The sequence below is a fragment of the Brevundimonas diminuta genome, assembly GCF_050310045.1.
GTDB classification, from domain to species: domain Bacteria; phylum Pseudomonadota; class Alphaproteobacteria; order Caulobacterales; family Caulobacteraceae; genus Brevundimonas; species Brevundimonas diminuta_F.
In genome coordinates, this window is record NZ_CP190005.1 from 1,843,042 (window position 1) to 1,859,884 (window position 16,843).

The following is a 16,843-nucleotide window of genomic DNA, read 5'->3' on the forward strand; positions in this document are numbered from 1 at the left end:
GAACCCCCGGCCCGGTCTTCATCGCATCCGCCGCACGCCTTCGAAGAGGTCTTCGTCAGCCTCGTCCTCAGAGAAACCGAAGTGGTTGAAGCCTGCCTTCATCTCAGGACTGAGCGGGGCCTCGACGATCAGCTTGCCGCCGCCGGGGTGATCCAGTTCGATGCGGCGGGCGTGAAGCTGCAGCTTCAGAGGGCCGGACAGTTCACGCGACTTGTCGTCGCCGTATTTGGGATCGCCCAGAATGGGGTGACCGATGGCGGCCATGTGGGCGCGCAGCTGGTGCGTCCGGCCCGTGAAGGGGCGCAGCGCCATCCACGCCGCGCGGTGGGCGGCGCGGCTGATGGTGGCGAAGGCGGTCTCGGCCGGTTCGCCCTTGGGATCCTTGGGTTCGGCCGGGCGCATCATCTCGAAGTCGTTGATGCCGGTCTTCTTCAGCGCCATGTCGATCTGACCGGCGGAAGGCTTGGGGTTGCCGATGACGATGGCCCAATAGGTCTTCTTGGCCTGACGGCGGGCGAAGGCCCCGGCCAGACGTTTGGCCGCCTCCGGTCCCTTGCCCAGCAGCAGCACGCCCGAGGTGTCGCGGTCCAGACGGTGAACCAGACGCGGGCGCTCCATCCCCTCGCCCCAAGCCGACAGCAGGCGGTCGACGTGCTTGGTGGTCTTGGTGCCGCCCTGCACGGCCAGACCGTGCGGCTTGTTCAGGGCGATGACCATGTGGTCTTCGTACAGCACCAGCGACTTGGCGTAGGCGATGTCGCGCTCGGTCAATTCATGCAGGTCGCCGGGCTTGCGCGGATTGGCGTCCGGCAGCGGCGGCACGCGCACGGCGGCGCCTGCGGTCAGACGGTCCTGCGGCTTGACGCGCGAGCCGTCGACGCGGATCTGGCCGCTGCGGGCCATCTTCTCGACCTGTATGTGGGTCAGGTGCGGCCAGCGCCGCTTGAACCAGCGATCAAGACGGATGTCGTCTTCATCCTCGGCGACATAGAGGGTCTGGACTTCGCGGCTCATGCGCCCACTCCGATAAACAGTTTGCGCGCGATCATCAGGCCGACGAACAGAGCGGCGATGGCGAGAACCACCGAACCCGCCGCATAAACGAAAGCCGAGACCATTTCACGGCGTTCGATCATCAGGGTCGCTTCAAGTGAAAAAGCGGAAAAGGTCGTGAAGCCGCCCAACACGCCGACGGCGGCGAACAGGCGGATGTTTTCCTGCCCCGCGCCCGCCTTCAGCGCCAGCCAGCCGGCCAGCAGCCCCATCAGAAAGCCCCCCGCGACATTGGCTGTCAGCGTCGCCCACGGCCAGGCCGCACCGGGCGCAAGACGGCCCACAGTCAGCCCGAGGGCATACCGCCCCATGGCCCCCAATCCGCCGCCGATCGCAACCAGCAAGAAATGTGTCATGCTGGCGGCTTATACTGTTCTGCCATCATTTGCGAAGGCCGCCATGCACGACCTTTCTCTCGCCATCCTGCATCACCTGCTGTTTCTAGGCCTGATAGTCATGCTGGCGTCTGAATTGGCGCTGCTGCGGATTGAGACGCCGCCTCTGAAGCGGCTGGCCGGAATGGATGCGGGCTATGGGGTGACAGCGCTGTTGATCGTCGTGGTCGGCATCGGACGGGTGATGGGGGGCAAAGGCTGGGCTTTTTACGAAGCCAACCCCTTTTTCTGGGCCAAGATCGGGACCTTCGCCCTGATCGGCCTGATCTCGATCCGGCCGACGCTGATGATCCTGAAATGGCGCAGGGCGGCGAAGGCCGCGCCCGGCTATATCCCGCCGCAGGCCGAACTGAGCGTGGCCCGACGCGCAGTCGGGCTCGAGGTTGTTCTACTGGTTCCGCTGTTGGCCTTCGCGGCGGCGATGACGCGCTGGCCTTTCTAGACCTTAAAGGCGTGGGCGGATCGAATCCTGAACCCCACGCGCGTCATATGCGCCCGGGCGATCGGGACGCTGTCCGCGGCCCATGACGACCTCCAGCGTGGTCGAGGTCGGCTGCGGTCCGCTAAGATCAAAGCCCAGCCCGACGCCGACACCCGACGTCGACCAGCCGCCGTAACGGCCGGAACTGGCGCCGACCGAGACGCTGGGGCGGACGCCGCCTGCGCTGTCGGGGCGACCATCGATCCAGCGTTGGGTGATCTCGAACCAGTCATAGCCCTGTTCGGTCGTCAGCTGGGCGGCGCGGAACAGGGCCATGTCGGCCACAGGCCCCGGCGCGCCGACGCCCTTATAGGTGACGCGGAAGCGGTCGCGCTCGATCCTCTGGTCGGAATAACCCTGACCGTTCGGCCCCATCTGCTGGCCATAGGGCGCAAGACTGGCGCAGGCCGTCAGGGCCAGAGCTGAGGCGGCGATGGCGATATAGGCGAGGCGTTTCATGCGCATGGCTCCCACGCCCGAACAGCGCACGGGCATAATCCATTGTTCTGCGACGAAGCTGAACGGGGGATGAAGCCCCTACAGGCCCGCCGCCACGCGCAGGGCGGCAAAGTCGTCCGGCTCCGGCGCCTCGACCGTCACACGGCCGCCGTCGGGGTGGGGAAAGCTGAGTTTCGCCGCATGCAGCATCAGACGCGGCGCCGCACGAGCGGCGAAGGTCAGGGCGCCGCCATAGCGGACATCACCGACCAGTGGGCGTCCGATCGAGGCCATATGCACCCTTAGCTGGTGCATCCGTCCCGTCTCCGGCGACAGTTCGACCACCGCTCCGTCCTCGCCAGAGGCCAGGGTGCGATAGCTGCTGGCCGCACCCTGCGCGCCCGGCGCATCGAAATCCACGACCCGCATATAGCTTTCACGCCCGATCTCTTCGCGACGCAGGGCCGAGGTGATGCGGCCTGATTTCGGCTCGGGCGCGGCCGCGACCAAGGCCAGATAGGTCTTCTGGAATTTGCGCATCTGCATCGCCTTGCCGAAAAAACCAGCGGCAGGCTTGGTCTTGGCAGCCAGAATGACGCCCGATGTGTCGCGGTCCAGACGGTGCACCAGTTCCGGCCGCTTGCCGTTCGATCGGGCGAAGGCCCACAGCAGGTCGTCCAGCGTATTCGCCTGAATGCGCCCGCCCTGACTGGACAGGCCCGACGGCTTGTTAAAGGCGATCAGATGCGCGTCTTCATGCACCACCCACGAACGGACGGCGGCGATTTCATCTTCGGTCAGGGAAACAGGCTGGCGTGTCTTCACCCGCCGAGCCTTTAGCCGAGCCCGCCGCGCTTCGCCATGGCCCTCAGCGGATCAGGCCCTTGCGGCGCGCCCAGTGAGCGTAAACGACCTGGATGACGAAGACGGCGGCGACCGCCACGACAGAAGCCAGTCCCGCCGCGCCCAGCACCTCACGCCCATTGCTGAGCGCCAGCACATGGACGGCATACGCCAGCATGGCGATCAGCCCGGCGACGAGGGCGTTGAACGCCAGCTTGCGCCGCAGCAACAGCATCAGCGCGCCCAGCAGGCCGCACCACACCGCTACGCCATAGGCGACATCCGTCCACATCGGCGCCGAGCGCAGATAAAAGACCTGCTCCATCGTCAGGGCGCTCCAATAGGCCGCCGCGCCGGTCACCTTCTGATACCACTGCCAGACGCCGACGCCGTTCCAGACCACCGACGCCGCCCCGATGGCCCACAGATGCCACGGCGCCGCCGGGCGCTTTGAAATATCGACCATCGCTTTGTCCCCCAGGGCGTCCAGAGCCGACACCTACGCCGGAACAGGCCGATGCAACAAGAGCATCCGCCCGGCCACTCGCCCTAAGCCATTACGAGCCCGCTCCATACACAATACTCGGCATTTCAAATACAAAAAATCTAATAAAAACAACATGTAAGACCATATCTTAGCACAAGCAAAATTGCTCGTCGGACAAGTATAATATATACATACCCATAAGTATTTACATCACACGTAATTGTTTAGAAAGAAAAAATAACGTCCGTATTCTATGAAATTCGCAAAAGGAGTTAATTATGAAAAATTTGGCTTTTTTCGCTTCTTTGATTGTAGGCGCAGCGTTCATTCCAATTGGATCCGAACAGGCTTCGGCGCAGACAATCCCGCCCCTACCAGGCACGGACACCTACTACTATCACATAGATTATTATAGCGACGCCACAATGACCACAGTCATTGGCTATCAAACGGAGCGCTGCCTCAACAATCTGTACATTGTAACACCGCCCGCTATAGGAAATATTTCAGAGTTCTATCTAAAAAGGGCCATTGGCCAATGCCCAGGACCTGGAGATTGGTAATCAAAAGGTAGAATAAAATAGATTAGCCGCCCTGCATTCTCATCCGCAGGGCGGCCCAGCGTTCCAGACGCGCCTTGACCTTCTCCTCATGCCCCTCGCCCTTGGGCTTGTAGAAGGTGCGGCGCTCCATCTCGTCGGGGAAGAAGTCGGCGCCGGAGAAGCCTTCAGGCGTATCCGGGTCGTATTGGTAGCCCTTGCCGTAGCCGAGTTGCTTCATCAGCTTGGTCGGAGCGTTGCGGATATGGGCGGGCGGCATCAGGGAGCCGGTCTCGTGCGCCGCCTTCTTCGCCGCCTTGAAGGCTTCGTAGACGCCGACCGACTTGGGCGCCGTGGCCAGATGGACGACGGCCTGAGCCAGCGCCAGTTCCCCCTCGGGCGAGCCGAGGAAATCGTAGGTGTCCTTGGCCGCGTTGGCGACCAGAATGGAAAGGGGGTCGGCCTGACCGATGTCCTCGACCGCCATACGCACGATGCGGCGGGCCAGATACAGCGGGTCTTCGCCCCCGTTCAGCATCCGCGCCAGCCAGTAAAGCGCCGCGTCCGGGTCGGATCCGCGCACCGACTTATGCAGGGCGGAGATGAGGTTGTAGTGCTCTTCGCGCGACTTGTCGTAGGCGGGGGCGCGTTTCTGAAGCACGCCCGCCAGCGCCTGCACGTCCAGCGGCTCGACGTCCGTCAGATCGAACAGCACCTCGGACATGGTCAGCAGATAGCGGCCGTCGCCATCGGCCAGCGCCAGCATGGCCTGACGCGCTTCGGGCGTCAGCGGCAGGGGCTTGTCCATCAGCGCCTCGGCCCGATCCAGCAACAGGTCCAGAGAGGCGTCGTCCAGCCGCTTCAGCACATAGACCTGCGACCGCGACAACAGGGCGCCGTTCAGCTCGAAGCTGGGGTTTTCGGTGGTGGCGCCGACCAGGGTGACGATTCCCTCCTCGACGAAGGGCAGGAAGCCGTCCTGCTGGGCGCGGTTGAAGCGGTGAATTTCGTCGACGAACAGCAGGGTCTGCTGACCCGCCGCCCGGCGCATCCGCGCGGCCTCGAACGCCTTCTTCAGATCGGCGACGCCTGAGAAGACGGCGCTGATCGACTGGTATTCATAGCCCGCCGCCTTGGCCAACAGTCGGGCGATCGTCGTCTTGCCTGTGCCCGGCGGCCCCCACAGAATCATGGAGCCCAGACGCCCGGCCTCGATCATGCGGCGGATCGGCCCGCCTTCGCCCAGCAGATGGTCCTGGCCCACCACCTGATCCAGCGCCTGCGGGCGCAGACGGTCGGCCAGAGGGGCGTCAGGAGGATGGATGCCGGAGGCTTCGAACAAATCAGTCATGGAACACTCTAGATAGGCGTTCGTTCGGGCGACTGCACCCGATAGAATGCCTCCAAGGAGGAATCGCATGACAGACGCCAAGGCTGAACAGGGACCGCACGGCGGGGTGACGCCGCACCTGACCATTCCCTCACGCGGGGCCGCCGCAGCGGTCGAATTCTACGCCCGCGCCTTCGGGGCCGAGGAAGTCATGCGCACGCCCGCCGAAGACGGCGAGCGCCTGTTGCACGTCCACCTGCGCATCAACGGCGGCAGCCTGATGCTGGCCGATGAGTTCCCCGAATGGACGGGCGAGACGGATATCAAGCCGGTCGGCGTCAGCCTGCACCTTCAGGTCGACGACGCCGATGAATGGTGGGGCCGTGCGCTCGTCAACGGAGCGACGCCGGTCATGCCGCTGGAAGATCAGTTCTGGGGCGATCGCTATGGCCAGCTCCGCGACCCGTTCGGACACCTGTGGAGCATCGGCGGGCCGAAGAAGGGGTAACCGCCGCCGTAAATCATAGGAAAAGCGCAACCCTCTCCCTCCCCTTCATGGGGAGGGTGGTCGCGCAGCGACCGGGTGGGGAGGGCCAGGCGATCCTAGCCTCGGCGTCTGAATAGCCTCGTCGCCCCCACCCGGCTTCGGCTTCGCCTCAGCCACCCTCCCCGGGACGGGGAGGGAGAAACGCGGCGCCTGTTTTTCCTACGGCAAACGCCCCGTCAGACGACGTCCATTACGGATGATGGTCAGTTCAGACCCCCGCTGCGCATTGCCCAGGGCGGCGACCGTCGTGACGGCGCGGCCGTCCAGCTGCACCACCAGATCATTGGGACGCAGACCGATGCGGGCCGGGACGCTGTTGCGTTGCAGCCCCGTCACCACCACGCCGCTGGTGAAGGGGTCGCCGCCCAGCCGGTCGGCCAGCGCCGGGTTCAGCGCCACGCCCTGAAGCCCGGCCAGCGCGCCCTGCCCCACGACCGTCCCCTGCCCCGGATCGGCATCGCCCGGCAGGGTAGAGACGCGTGCGTTCAGCGTCTGAGTTCGGCCGTCGCGCAGCACCCTCACCGCGACAGTGGCGTTCGGCGACTTGGTGCCGACGCGGAAGTTCAGACCACCCTGATCATTGACCTCTGCGCCGTCGATGGCGGTGATGACGTCGCCCTGCTGGATGCCGGCGCGCGCGCCGGGACCGCCGGCGTAGACATCTGTGACCATCAGGCCCTGCGGCCGCTCCAATCCCAGACTGCGGGCGATGTCGGCGCTGACCGTGTCGCCCTTGACGCCCAGCCAGGCGCGCTCCACCGACTTGGCGCCGCCGACGGCGGAATCCACCACCCGACGCACCATGCTGGCCGGAACGGCGAAGCCCACGCCGCTGGACGAGCCGGTGCGCGAGAAGATGGCCGTGTTGATGCCGATCAGTTCGCCGTCCATGTCGACCAGGGCGCCGCCCGAATTGCCCGGATTGATCGGGGCGTCCGTCTGGATGAAGGAGCCGGAATCGCTGATGCCCGTCTCGGTCCGGTTCAGGGCCGAAATGATGCCGTTGGTCACAGTCTGGCCGACACCGAACGGATTACCGATGGCCAGAACCAGATCGCCGATCTGCTGCTGTTCCTGATCGTCGATGCGCAGCACCGGCAGGTCGCCGTCCAGATTTTCAAGCTGCAGCACGGCGATGTCGGACCGCTCGTCGGCCAACAGCACCTTGGCCGGGTATTCGCGCCGGTCGTTCAGGGTGACGCGGATCTCCTGCATGTTCTGGATGACGTGATTGTTGGTCACCACGATGCCGTCCGGGCGCACGATGACACCCGAACCGATCGAGCCGGTCACGCGCGACTGCGGTCCGCCGCCGAACAACTCGAAGAAGGGATCGCGCACGCGCTGAACGCCCCGCGCCGAGATGTTGACCACGGCAGGCGCCGCCTTCTGCACCACGGGCGCGAAGCTGGTCTTCAGGGTTCCGGCGTCGCGCGGGGCCACGCGCGGCTGCTCGGCGAAGACGCCTTCCTGCGCCTTGGTGGGTTGCGGCTGCCCGCAGGCGGACAGGATCAGGGCGGCGGCGATGGCCAGTCTGGAAGTCTTCATCTCGTCCCGGTTCCACAAGCTTGGGCGTTGCTGCCTATTCCGCCTCGCCTTTTCGACAGGATCAAGGCCGGTGGTTGCTCAGACAGGCGACAGAGGCGCAGCGGCGATCAAACGGCCGTGACCTTGCTGTGTTCCGTGAGTGGGCCAGACGTCCGGGATTCCTGACGCCTGCGCTCAGCGCTGCGTCACCGGCAGCGTGTCGTTCGGGTCACCGTCGCCGCGCGGCGCCGTCACGCCCAGCAGGCGGGCCAGGAAGGGCTGGACGTCGACGCTGTCCAAATTCTGCAACCGCCGTCCGGCGATGACGCCAGGGCCGTGGGCGATGAAGACGGCCTGCATCTCGGGCGCAGCGTTGTCATAACCGTGGGCGCCGCCCGGCTTGTTCGGCATACGGTCGCGCGTCGCCAACACCCAGCCCGGCTCAGAGGCGCAGACGATGGCCGAGACGCGCGGGTTCGAGCCCAGAACCAGACGCGCCGGAATCTCGCTCTTGCGCCAGCAGTCCAGATGCGGACGCGAGCCCAGCAGGGCCTGCTCCACCTCGGCCTCGCGCCCCGCGACAGGGTTCAGGAAGGTGACCGGCCCGCCATAAATGATCTCAACCGCCGCAGAGTCGATGATGTCGTCCAGCACCGTCACCCGCTCGGGCGACGTCGCCGCCATGCCGTGATCCGACACCACGACCAACATCGTATTCTCATACAGGCCCCGCGCCTTCAGCCCGTCGATCAGCCGCCCGATGGAGGCGTCGACCGAACGCATCGCCTCGGTCGTCTGGGGCGCATCCGGGCCGTGGTGGTGGCCCATGGTGTCGACGATATCGAAATAGAGGGTGGTCAGCCCCGGCCGCTCGGCGACCGGCAGGTCCAGCCACTGCAGCACCTGATCCACCCGCGCATCGCCAGGCATCGACTGGTCGAAGGGCTTCCAATAGCTGGGCCGCACGCCACGGATGTCCGCCTCGGACCCCGGCCAGAACATGGTGGCGGTCTTCACGCCCTGGCGCTCGGCCGAGACCCAGATCGGCTCGCCCTGATCCCACCAGCGGCGGTCAGTGACGGCCTGTTTGTTCCCGAGCGAGAAGCGGCCCAGTTCGGCGTCGACCATATTATTGCCGACGATGCCGTGGTGATCGGGATGCAGGCCCGTGACGAGGGTGTAATGGTTGGGGAAGGTCACGCTGGGGAAGGACGGCTTCATCGGCCCCGATGCGCCCTCGGCCGCCAGTCGCGACAGCACCGGCGTCACGCCGCGCTCCAGATAGTCGGCGCGGAACCCGTCGATGGAGATCAGAATGACGTTCGGCGTCTGCGCCGTCTCAACCGGCGCAACGGGCGGCGTGGTCGCGCACGCCGCAGCGGTCAGCGTCAGGGCGGCGACGCGCGCCAGACCGAACAGACGATCAAACATGAAGGGCTCCCGAAATCGGCTTTCGGGAGCATTGCCTAGGCCCATTCTGCGACAGACAGAAGACCGCTTGCGGGTTTTCCATCCTCGCGCCACGGTGCCGGAATGACCCACGTCATCGAAACCAGCGGACTGACCAAGACCTATGGCGCCGTGCGCGCCCTGGACGGCCTCAGTCTCAGCATACCGCGCGGCGGCGTCTATGGCGTGCTGGGGCCGAACGGTGCGGGCAAGTCGACCCTGTTCCGCATTCTGCTGGGCCTGATTCGTCCCACGGCGGGCGAGGTGCGGGTGATGGGCCAGCCGACCGGCGACCCGGCCATCACCCGGCGCATGGGTTCGATGATCGAGACGCCGCGCTATCCGCCCTACCTCAGCGCGCGTCAGGCCCTGCGCTGGCTGGCGCTGGCGCATGGCATGGGAGCGGAGGTCGAGACCGACCGCTGGCTGGCCCGCGTCGGCCTGACCGAGGCGGCGGACCGCAAGGTGCGCGGGTTCTCCGTCGGCATGATGCAGCGGCTGTGCGTCGCCGCCGCCCTGATGACCCGGCCCGATCTGGTCATTCTGGACGAGCCGACCAGCGGCATGGACCCGCCCGGCATTCAGGAAATGCGCGCCCTGATCCGCAGCCTGGCTGACGACGACGGCGTCACCATCATCCTGGCCAGCCACCAGTTGCTTGAGGTCCAGCGCGTCTGCGACCGCGTCGCCATCCTGAACCGCGGCAGGCTGGCGTCCGAGGGCAAGGTCAGCGACCTGACCGCCTCGGGCGAGCGCCTGCGCCTGTCGGCCACGCCCTTGGCCAAGGTCATGAACGTGCTGGGCGAGCGCGGCAGCGTTCAGGACGACGCAGTCATGGCCGCCATCCCTCGCGCCGAGGCCCCGGCCCTGCTGCGCGCCCTGATCGAACAGGGCGTGGACATCGACGAGGCCCGCTGGGTCGGCGCCGATCTGGAAAGCGTCTTCATGACCGAAACCGCCTCTGGCGCAGGGGGCCGCCCATGATGCTGTTCGACGCCGTCCGTGCCGAAACCTGGCGCCTGCTGCAGAACCGCACCGCCCTGTTCTGGAGCCTGCTGTTCGTGCCGCTGGTCTGGCTGAGCGCCAGCATCGCCGGCAATCTGTTCATCAGCGACAAGGTGACCTCGGTCAGCGACCGCCTGCCGTCACAGTTGCGTCTGGGGCGCGGCACGCTGGATCTGGGGCACGCCCTGATGGATGCGGCAGGCAATCTGGCTCATCCCGCCCTTCTGGCTTTTCTGCTGATCGGCGCCGCCAGCGTCTTTGCGGCCGACTATCGCTGGGAGACCTGGCGCCTGATCACGGCCCGCAACAGCCGCCCCAATCTGATCATGGGCAAGGTCGGCGCCGTAAAGCTGATGACGCTCACCGCGCTGCTGCTGTTTCTGGCCGCCGCCCTGATCGGCGCTGTCGCCAAAGGACTGATCTTCGATAACCGCTTCGTTTTCAGCCTCAGTCCAGCGGCGATCCAGAGCTTCGGCCTGCTGTTCCTGCTGGCCTTTGTGCGTGTGGTTCAATTCATGCTGCTGGCCCTGCTGGCCGCGACGGTCACGCGCTCGCTGGTCGCGGCCCTGCTGGTTCCCCTGGCAATCGGCGTGGCGCAGGCCTTCATGGCCAAGGGCGTCATGTTCGCCGGTTGGCGGACGGGCGACTGGCCCACCATGCTGCTGTTCCCCGGCGAGGCCTATCAGGTGCTGAAGTCCCTGATCCAGGGCGGCATGATGGCCGCCATCCTGCCGGAAGGCGCCGCGTGGCGGGCCGCCGCAGGGCTGGCGCTATGGTGCTTCGCCCCCTTCCTGCTCGCCCTTGGCTGGTTCCAGCGTCAGGATCTGTCGAAGGAATAGCGGCAGATCAGGCCAGCGTCTTCTCCATGAAGACATCGGCCCGGACATAGGGTGTTTCGCGCGGCGGCAGACGGACAAAACCGAAGCTGTCATACAGCCCCAGCGCCGGGCCGAGCGTCGAACTGGTTTCCAGATAAAGGCGCGGCGCATCCGCCTGACGCGCTGCGGTCTCGCAGACCTCCAGCAGGCGCCGCGACAGGCCCTGCCCGCGCGCCGACGGAGCGATCGTCATCTTGGCGACCTCGAAGCCGCCGTCAGCCATGGCCATCAGGGCGCAACAGCCGACGATCTCGCCTTCGCGCTCAACAAAGAAGATGCGGCCGCCCGGCGCCAGGATCTGCCCCTGCGGATCGTCCAACACCTTGCGGTCCTTGGCCTCGATGGCGAATCCGCCTTCAGCCAGCCAGGCCTCATTCAGCGTACGCCAGTCCCCAGCCAGGTCCGGCGAAAACTCTACAATACGAAACGCTTGCTCACTCATGACGGGCTGTATGGCGCCGCTTTCCATCACGGCGCAAGACAAAGGGCGGCTGGATTGCTCCAGCCGCCCTTCAATCTTGCTCAAACCTGAAAGGTCTCATCAGGCCTCGTCGTCGCCTTCGATGGCGAAGACCGGACCGGAGTCCAGGCCCTTGGCGGCCGTGTCGCGGTCCACGAACTCGATGACGGCCATCGCGGCATTGTCGCCGTGACGGAAGCCCGCCTTCATGATGCGGATATAGCCGCCGTTACGCTCGGCGTAACGAGGAGCCAGGGTCTCGAACAGCTTGCCGACCTGCGACACGTCGCGAACGGCGCTGATGGCCTGACGACGAGCGTGCAGATCGCCCTTCTTGGCCAGGGTGACCAGCTTTTCAACGAAGGGACGCAGTTCCTTCGCCTTGGGCAGAGTCGTCGTGATCTGCTCGTGCTTGATCAGCGAGGCAGCCATGTTGGCGAACATGGCCTGGCGGTGGCTGGCCGTGCGGCCGAGCTTGCGATAGGCGGCGCCGTGGCGCATCGGGGTCTCTCCTACTCAACCCTGGTTTCCCGTCCCTACTTGCCGGACGAGACCTGGGGCCTCTCATTCTAACCGCCCCAACCGATCCAACGGACCTGGGCGGAGGGTTGATGATCAGATCTGGTCGTCGAACTTCTTGGCCAGATCTTCGATGTTTTCCGGCGGCCAGTTCGGCACATCCATGCCGAGGCTCAGTCCCATGGACGCCAGAACTTCCTTGATTTCGTTCAGCGACTTGCGGCCGAAGTTCGGGGTGCGAAGCATCTCGCCCTCGGTCTTCTGAATCAGGTCGCCGATGTAGACGATGTTGTCGTTCTTCAGGCAGTTGGCCGAACGGACCGACAGCTCCAGCTCGTCCACCTTCTTCAGCAGGGCCGGGTTGAAGGGCAGTTCGGGCTTGCCGTCCGACTGCTCGACAGCCTTGGTCGGCTCATCGAAGGTGATGAAGATCTGCAGCTGGTCTTGCAGGATGCGGGCGGCGTAAGCCACCGCGTCAACCGGCGAGACCGCGCCGTTGGTTTCGACTTCCAGGATCAGCTTGTCGTAGTCCAGCGACTGGCCCTGACGGGTCGGCTCGACGCGATAGGCGACGCGCTTCACCGGCGAATACAGGGCGTCGACGGCGATCAGGCCGATCGGAGCGTCTTCCGGGCGGTTCAGTTCGGCGGCGACGTAGCCCTTGCCGTTCTGCACCGTCAGTTCCATGCGAACCGACGCGCCGTCATCCAGGGTGCAGATCACGTGATCCGGGTTCAGCACCTCGATATCGGCCGGCAGCTCGATCTGGGCCGCCGTCACCGGGCCGGGGCCCGTGGCGCGCAGCGTCATCCGCTTCGGACCTTCTGCGTGCATGCGCAGGGCCAGTTGCTTGATGTTCAGAACGATGTCGACGACGTCCTCGCGAACGCCTTCCAGCGACGAGAACTCGTGCACGACACCGTCGATCTGAATGGCCGTGACCGCCGCGCCTTGAAGCGAAGACAGCAGAACGCGACGAAGCGCGTTGCCGAGCGTCACACCGAAACCGCGCTCGAGAGGCTCGGCGATCAGACGCGCCTTGTGCTGCGGGTCAGACCCGCCCTCGACTTGCGGTTTCTCGGGACGGATCAGCTCTTGCCAGTTTCTTTCGATCATAAAGTCCCTCGAACGGGTTTCGACGGCTCCGTGTTCTCACGTTCAGAACAACAGGAGCCGCCGGGAGAAGGGGTAGGCGGCGTGAACCTTAGACGCGGCGGCGCTTCGGCGGACGGCAGCCGTTGTGCGGCATCGGCGTCACGTCGCGGATGGTCGTGATCGTCATGCCCACGGCCTGCAGGGCGCGCAGGGCCGACTCACGGCCCGAACCCGGACCCGAGACGTTCACTTCCAGCGTCTTGACGCCGTGTTCAGCAGCCTTCTTGCCAGCGTCTTCCGCAGCCATCTGAGCGGCGTACGGCGTCGACTTGCGCGAGCCCTTGAAGCCCATGTGACCGGCCGACGACCAGGAAATCGCGTTCCCTTGAGCGTCGGTGATCGTCACCATGGTGTTGTTGAACGAAGCATTCACGTGGGCGACGCCCGAGGTGATGTTCTTGCGTTCGCGGCGCTTAACGCGACCCGGTTCCTTAGCCATCGGTCAGGCCTCTCTCTTACTTCTTCTTGCCGGCGATCGGCTTGGCCGGACCCTTGCGGGTGCGAGCGTTGGTGTGGGTGCGCTGGCCGCGGACCGGCAGGCCTTTACGGTGACGCAGGCCGCGGTAGCAGGCCAGGTCCATCAGGCGCTTGATGTTCATCGACGTCTCACGGCGCAGGTCGCCTTCGACGGTGAAATCGCGGTCGATGGTTTCGCGGATCTGCAGGATCTCCGCGTCGGTCAGCTGGTTCACGCGGCGGGCCGGCTCGATGCCGATCTTGGCCGTGATCTCCTTGGCGTTGTGCGCGCCAATGCCGTGAATGTACTGAAGCGCGATTTCAACGCGCTTGTTCGTCGGAATGTTGACGCCTGCGATACGGGCCACGAAATTCTCCAAGTACGCGTTAATTCAGACGCAGAAACCGCTCCGGTCAACAGACCTGGAACGTGCACGCCCTTCGCGGAAGGCCGCCCTTATACAGGGGATTCCCGATGCGTCAACGGGCATGCGCCGTGAGCAGGCTGGCTCAGGGCCATTCGACCCCCACCCGGACCTCTCGACCATCAATTGGCGCTCCGTTCTGCGTCGCAGGACGAAAGCGGAAATAACGCGAGGCCGCAAGACCTGCCTGACCGAATCCCATTCCCGGCGGCGTTTCATCGACAAGGCGGCAATCGCTGAGCGTGGTGTCGAGGCGAACACGGCAGACCAGCGTCGCCTGCCCTCCTCGCCGACGCCGGAAAGCCTCACGCGGATGCAGCGCGCGCAGTTCGCCCACAGAGGGACCACGAATGATGCGCGGCGGGCCGTCGCCCGCGCCCGGGCCACCGCCGGATCCTTGGCCTGAACCGCTGCCGGTCCCCTGCCCGCCCTGACCTGCACCGGGTGAAGGGCTGTCGGCTTCGGTCGCGACGCCCATGACCAGCGGCTGCTCTGGCGCCGGATGCGGCGGTGCGGCGACCTCTGGTTTGGGCGGCGTTGGAGACGGGCGTGGCGGGCGAACGACGGAAGGCGCAGCAGGGGCGCCGCCGCCCTTCGTCGCCCCAGGCTCGACAGGCGGTGGAGGCGGGGGCGGCGGTTCCGGCCGCTCGAACGGAATCAGGTCCACCAGAATCGACGGCGGCGCATCCGGCAGACGCACTTCATCGCGACCAACGCCCAAAAGCACAAAGGCGCCGAGGTGCAGAAGAGCCACCAGCCCCGCCGCGCCCCAGCGCCATTGTTTCATATGTTGCGGCCGCAACAGCGTCTCCCGCTCAGGCTTCCGAATGCGAACGCATCAGATGTCGAGAAGGATCAGACCCTGTGTCGGCTCAGGCGTCCAGCGCCGCGTCGATGGCGGCGGCCACAGAGGCGATATCGCCCATGCCGTCCACCTCGGTCAGCTTGCCCTGGCCTTCATAGTAGGGAAGCAGAGGCGCAGTCTGGCGGTTGTAGACGGCCAGACGGTCCTTGAACGTCTCGGGGTTGTCATCGGCGCGGCCCTGCTCGGCGAAGCGCTTGCCGATCCGGTCGATCAGGGCGGCGTCGTCCACCTTCAGGCGGATGACGCTGTCGATCTGGGCGCCGCGCTTGGCCAGCATGGCGTCCAGGGCTTCAGCCTGAGCCACCGTGCGGGGGAAGCCGTCGAAGATGGCGCCGCCGGCGGCCTCGGCCTCCGGCAGGCGGGCTTCGATCAGGGCGATGACGATGTCGTCGGTGACGAGGTCGCCGCGCGCCAGCACGTCCTTGACCTTCAGCCCCAGCTCAGAGCCGGAAGCAATCGCCGCGCGCAGCATGTCGCCGGTCGAGAGCTGGACCATGCCACGCCCCTCGACCAGCCGCTTGGCCTGGGTGCCCTTGCCGGCCGCAGGCGGCCCGAACAGGATCAGGTTCATTATATTTTCGGGCCCCCTACCCGATCAGCGACGGGCAGGAGCGGAACCGCCCCGGCCACGACCGCGCAACTTGGCCTTCTTGATCAGGCCCTCATACTGGTGCGCCAGCAGGTGCGATTGAATCTGGGCGACAGTGTCCATCGTCACCGACACCACGATCAAGATAGACGTTCCGCCAAAGTACAGACTGTTGCCCAGGCTGCTGACCAGGAACTCCGGCAGCAGGCAGACGGCGGTGATATAGGCGGCGCCGATCACCGTCAGGCGCGTCAGCACATAGTCCAGATACTCGGCCGTGCGCTTGCCCGGACGGATGCCCGGCAGGAAGCCGCCGTATTTGCGCAGGTTCTCGGCCGTGTCCTCCGGGTTGAAGGTGATCGAGGTGTAGAAGAAGCAGAAGAACACGATCAGGGCGGCGTACAGGATCATGAACACCGGCTGGCCGTGGGTCAGCTGGGCCGTCACCAGAGGCAGCCAGCTCATCCAGTCCGGCAGGTTCGCATTGGCGGTGAACTGGGCCACCGTCGTCGGCAGCATCAGCAGCGACGAGGCGAAGATGGCCGGGATCACGCCCGCGGTGTTGACCTTCAGCGGCAGGAAGCTGCGTTCGCCGCCCGTCATGCGGTTGCCTTCCTGGCGCTTCGGATACTGGATCAGAAGGCGGCGCTGGGCGCGTTCCATGAAGACGATGAAGACGATGACCGCCACCGCCATGATAGCGATGAAGAACAGGGTAAAGGCCGACATCTGACCCTGCTGGGCCAGACCCAGCATCCGCGCCACCGTCGACGGCAGAACCGCCACGATGCCCGCGAAGATGATCAGGGAGATGCCGTTGCCGACGCCGCGCGCCGTCACCTGCTCGCCCAGCCACATCAGGAACATGGTGCCGCCGGTCAGGACGGTGACCGTCGAAATGATGAAGAACAGACCCGGCTGGTCGATCAGGCCCGGCTGGGCGTTCAGGCCCACCGCGATGCCGAACGACTGCGCCAGCGCCAGGAACACCGTCAGATAGCGGGTGTACTGGTTCAGCTGCTTGCGGCCCGACTCGCCGCCTTCCTTCTTCAGCTTCTCCCAAGGCGGATACACCGCGCCCATCAGCTGGACGATGATCGACGCCGAGATGTAGGGCATGACGTTCAGCGCGAACACGGCCATGCGCTCGACAGCGCCGCCCGAGAACATGTTGAACATGTCCAGGATGCCCCGTTGGCCATCCGGATTCTGGAAGAAGGCCAGGAAGGCCTCGCCGTTGATCCCTGGGATCGGAACATAGGTGCCGATCCGATAGACCAGCAGCGCGCCCAGCGTGAACAGCAGGCGCTTGTGCAGCTCGGTCGCCTTGGCGAACGAGCCCATGTTCATATTGGCAGCAAGTTGTTCAGCGGCCGAAGCCATCAGGCGCTCCCCACACGGT

At 65.5% G+C, this 16,843-nt stretch carries 20 protein-coding genes; 4 read left to right on the forward strand and 16 right to left on the reverse strand.

Translation table 11 applies throughout. The annotated features are described in order from the left end of the window. Positions 1 to 18: 18 nt before the first annotated feature. Positions 19 to 1,014 (reverse strand): RluA family pseudouridine synthase, encoded by a 996-nt coding sequence (locus ACORJG_RS08860; protein WP_427788652.1) that lies wholly within the window; start codon positions 1,012 to 1,014, stop codon positions 19 to 21. Continuing rightward, on the reverse strand, positions 1,011 to 1,409 hold the full coding sequence (crcB, locus tag ACORJG_RS08865) for a fluoride efflux transporter CrcB (protein WP_427788653.1): 399 nt from the start codon (positions 1,407 to 1,409) through the stop codon (positions 1,011 to 1,013). The genes ACORJG_RS08860 and crcB overlap by 4 nt, the downstream gene beginning before the upstream one ends. Positions 1,410 to 1,452: 43 nt before the next feature. On the opposite strand from crcB, the gene ACORJG_RS08870 reads away from it, so the two are divergent. After that, complete coding sequence (locus ACORJG_RS08870) at positions 1,453 to 1,890, forward strand: DUF2214 family protein (protein ID WP_427788655.1); 438 nt, start codon at positions 1,453 to 1,455, stop codon at positions 1,888 to 1,890. Positions 1,891 to 1,893: 3 nt separating this feature from the next. On the opposite strand, the gene ACORJG_RS08875 is transcribed toward ACORJG_RS08870, so the two are convergent. From ACORJG_RS08875 to ACORJG_RS08890, 4 genes are all read right to left on the reverse strand, one after another. Further along, positions 1,894 to 2,388, reverse strand: coding sequence for a CC0125/CC1285 family lipoprotein (locus ACORJG_RS08875; protein WP_427788657.1), 495 nt, complete (start codon positions 2,386 to 2,388; stop codon positions 1,894 to 1,896). 78 nt (positions 2,389 to 2,466) lie between these two features. After that, a complete protein-coding gene (locus ACORJG_RS08880) occupies positions 2,467 to 3,192 on the reverse strand; it encodes an RluA family pseudouridine synthase (RefSeq protein ID WP_427788659.1) in 726 nt (241 codons plus the stop codon). 43 nt (positions 3,193 to 3,235) lie between these two features. After that, complete coding sequence (locus ACORJG_RS08885) at positions 3,236 to 3,676, reverse strand: hypothetical protein (protein ID WP_427788660.1); 441 nt, start codon at positions 3,674 to 3,676, stop codon at positions 3,236 to 3,238. A 606-nt stretch (positions 3,677 to 4,282) separates the two neighbouring features. Beyond that, complete coding sequence (locus ACORJG_RS08890; protein ID WP_427788662.1) at positions 4,283 to 5,587, reverse strand: replication-associated recombination protein A; 1,305 nt, start codon at positions 5,585 to 5,587, stop codon at positions 4,283 to 4,285. 67 nt (positions 5,588 to 5,654) lie between these two features. Between ACORJG_RS08890 and ACORJG_RS08895 the strand changes: the two genes are divergently transcribed. Continuing rightward, entirely contained in the window at positions 5,655 to 6,074 is a 420-nt protein-coding gene (locus ACORJG_RS08895) for a VOC family protein (RefSeq protein WP_427788663.1), read from the forward strand. A 198-nt stretch (positions 6,075 to 6,272) separates the two neighbouring features. Here ACORJG_RS08895 and ACORJG_RS08900 read toward each other — a convergent pair whose 3' ends face one another. Continuing rightward, positions 6,273 to 7,661 carry a trypsin-like peptidase domain-containing protein gene (locus ACORJG_RS08900; RefSeq protein ID WP_427788665.1) on the reverse strand — a complete coding sequence of 463 codons (1,389 nt, stop codon included), beginning with the start codon at positions 7,659 to 7,661 and terminating at the stop codon, positions 6,273 to 6,275. A gap of 174 nt (positions 7,662 to 7,835) precedes the next feature. Beyond that, on the reverse strand, positions 7,836 to 9,071 hold the full coding sequence (locus tag ACORJG_RS08905; protein ID WP_427788667.1) for an ectonucleotide pyrophosphatase/phosphodiesterase: 1,236 nt from the start codon (positions 9,069 to 9,071) through the stop codon (positions 7,836 to 7,838). A 102-nt stretch (positions 9,072 to 9,173) separates the two neighbouring features. On the opposite strand from ACORJG_RS08905, the gene ACORJG_RS08910 reads away from it, so the two are divergent. Both ACORJG_RS08910 and ACORJG_RS08915 read left to right on the forward strand, forming a co-directional pair. Further along, a complete protein-coding gene (locus ACORJG_RS08910; protein ID WP_427788669.1) occupies positions 9,174 to 10,073 on the forward strand; it encodes an ABC transporter ATP-binding protein in 900 nt (299 codons plus the stop codon). Then, positions 10,070 to 10,933, forward strand: a complete 864-nt coding sequence (locus ACORJG_RS08915) for a hypothetical protein (protein WP_427788671.1) — start codon at positions 10,070 to 10,072, stop codon at positions 10,931 to 10,933. Before ACORJG_RS08910 ends, ACORJG_RS08915 begins: the two co-directional genes overlap by 4 nt. Before the next feature lie 7 nt (positions 10,934 to 10,940). Here the strand turns inward: ACORJG_RS08915 and ACORJG_RS08920 are convergent, their stop codons facing one another. From ACORJG_RS08920 to secY, 8 genes are all read right to left on the reverse strand, one after another. Then, entirely contained in the window at positions 10,941 to 11,414 is a 474-nt protein-coding gene (locus ACORJG_RS08920) for a GNAT family N-acetyltransferase (protein ID WP_427788673.1), read from the reverse strand. A gap of 99 nt (positions 11,415 to 11,513) precedes the next feature. After that, the gene (gene rplQ, locus ACORJG_RS08925; RefSeq protein ID WP_427788674.1) at positions 11,514 to 11,933 is read right to left on the reverse strand and encodes a 50S ribosomal protein L17; all 420 of its coding nucleotides are present in this window, start codon (positions 11,931 to 11,933) and stop codon (positions 11,514 to 11,516) included. 114 nt (positions 11,934 to 12,047) lie between these two features. After that, entirely contained in the window at positions 12,048 to 13,067 is a 1,020-nt protein-coding gene (locus tag ACORJG_RS08930; RefSeq protein WP_427788676.1) for a DNA-directed RNA polymerase subunit alpha, read from the reverse strand. 88 nt (positions 13,068 to 13,155) lie between these two features. Continuing rightward, positions 13,156 to 13,545 (reverse strand): 30S ribosomal protein S11, encoded by a 390-nt coding sequence (rpsK, locus tag ACORJG_RS08935; protein ID WP_003164390.1) that lies wholly within the window; start codon positions 13,543 to 13,545, stop codon positions 13,156 to 13,158. A gap of 16 nt (positions 13,546 to 13,561) precedes the next feature. Next, entirely contained in the window at positions 13,562 to 13,930 is a 369-nt protein-coding gene (rpsM, locus tag ACORJG_RS08940) for a 30S ribosomal protein S13 (RefSeq protein ID WP_025978145.1), read from the reverse strand. Between the two features lie 142 nt (positions 13,931 to 14,072). After that, entirely contained in the window at positions 14,073 to 14,789 is a 717-nt protein-coding gene (locus ACORJG_RS08945) for an energy transducer TonB (RefSeq protein WP_427788679.1), read from the reverse strand. Between the two features lie 70 nt (positions 14,790 to 14,859). After that, positions 14,860 to 15,423 carry an adenylate kinase gene (locus ACORJG_RS08950; protein ID WP_427788680.1) on the reverse strand — a complete coding sequence of 188 codons (564 nt, stop codon included), beginning with the start codon at positions 15,421 to 15,423 and terminating at the stop codon, positions 14,860 to 14,862. Positions 15,424 to 15,447: 24 nt separating this feature from the next. Continuing rightward, positions 15,448 to 16,824 (reverse strand): preprotein translocase subunit SecY, encoded by a 1,377-nt coding sequence (secY, locus tag ACORJG_RS08955; protein ID WP_427788682.1) that lies wholly within the window; start codon positions 16,822 to 16,824, stop codon positions 15,448 to 15,450. Positions 16,825 to 16,843: the final 19 nt, after the last annotated feature.